Genomic DNA, 1,481 nt, shown 5'->3' on the forward strand with positions numbered 1-1,481 from the left:
AGTCAAGTCCTGATTATTGTGTAAAATCAAAAGCAATTGTTTTCAACTTTTTCTTTGATGATTCTCTATCCATACCCTTTCATTTTTTTTGACGAAACTTCCATGGTTTTTTATCTACATATCCGGGGAGGGCTGTCAAAGGCTTTTCACTTTGACAGCCCTCCCTGGATATGTGATCATTCCATGATGGAAGTGAGTCGAAAATTAAAAGTTTTATTAGTTATTAAGTAAGGTCTTTCTCTTGGAGTAGACCTCCTGATATTGCATGAGAACAGCACCTATCAATCGAAAGGCAGATTGAGTATTGGGGAAGATACGTATCACTTTCTCCCTTCTACGGACTTCCTGGTTTAAGCGTTCAAGTGAATTTGTGCTTCGTATGTGAGGGTGTAGCTTCTCAGGAAAGTTTAGGTATTGAATGGCATCTTCGAAGCCTTCATCTAAAGTTGCCAAGGCTTTGGCATATTTAGCTTCATCCCCAAACTGGTTCATTAATTCATTCTTAAATCTGCGGACATCCTCCATCGTAACAGCTTCAAAGACACGTTTAATCATTGTGCGTATCTCTACGGAATCTTTCTTGGAGAGTTTCTCTATTATATTGCGTTTAAAATGTACCATGCACCTTTGCCATGTAGTACCGATAAAATCGCGCTGTATCGCTTTTTGGAGCCCTAGATGAGCATCTGAGATAACCAGTTTGGGAGATTGAAGCCCACGGGATTTAAGCTGTTGGAAGAAACGGCTCCAACTCTCGAAATCCTCCGCATGATCCACACTAAGCCCAAGGATTTCACGTGTATTCTTCTCGGTAATGGCAGTAGCGATGTACACGGCTTTCGAAACAACCCGATTGTGTTCCCGGACCTTTATATACATGGCATCCACAAAAACATAAGGATAATACATGACATTCAAAGGGCGTTTAGACCAATCATTAATAATGGGGTCAAGCTTTTGGGTAAGAGAAGATACAAACGACTTCGAAATATTTTCCCCACAGAGCTGCTCGACAATATGCGTGACCTTCCGGGTTGAAACGCCGTTAATAACCATTTCCAGCATGGCGAGGACCAGGGCTTGGTCACAACGGGCGTACTTGTCAAAGAGTGAGGTGGAAAACTCACCATTTCTGGTCCGGGGTACCTTTAGCTTTAGTTTGCCAATACCTAGAATCAATTCACGTTCATAGTAGCCATTTCGGTAGTCTCGGCGATCTGGAGATCGTTCATAAGCAGCCGCCTGTAAATAATCATTCCTCTCTTTTTCCATGACTTCATTAAGAACTAAGACAATCGCTGATTTAATCACCATATCCAGATTAGAATTGATGACGGATTCTTTTAAAAGGTCTAAATCCAGGTTAAACTGTAAGTGAGTCATTTTAATTCCTCTTTTCATTGTTTATCGTCGCTGAAAACAGTGTTGCCAAGAGTGATTAAAATGACTCTTTCTTTTTACACAATTATATGGACTTTATC

At 40.6% G+C, this 1,481-nt stretch carries 1 protein-coding gene; it reads right to left on the reverse strand.

Translation table 11 applies throughout. From position 1 onward, the window contains the following. Positions 1 to 216: 216 nt before the first annotated feature. Complete coding sequence (locus tag TR08_RS18990) at positions 217 to 1,383, reverse strand: IS256 family transposase (protein ID WP_045520890.1); 1,167 nt, start codon at positions 1,381 to 1,383, stop codon at positions 217 to 219. Positions 1,384 to 1,481 lie beyond the last annotated feature (98 nt).

It is taken from the genome of Neobacillus niacini, assembly GCF_000759675.1.
In the GTDB taxonomy this organism is placed as follows: domain Bacteria; phylum Bacillota; class Bacilli; order Bacillales; family Cytobacillaceae; genus Neobacillus; species Neobacillus niacini_A.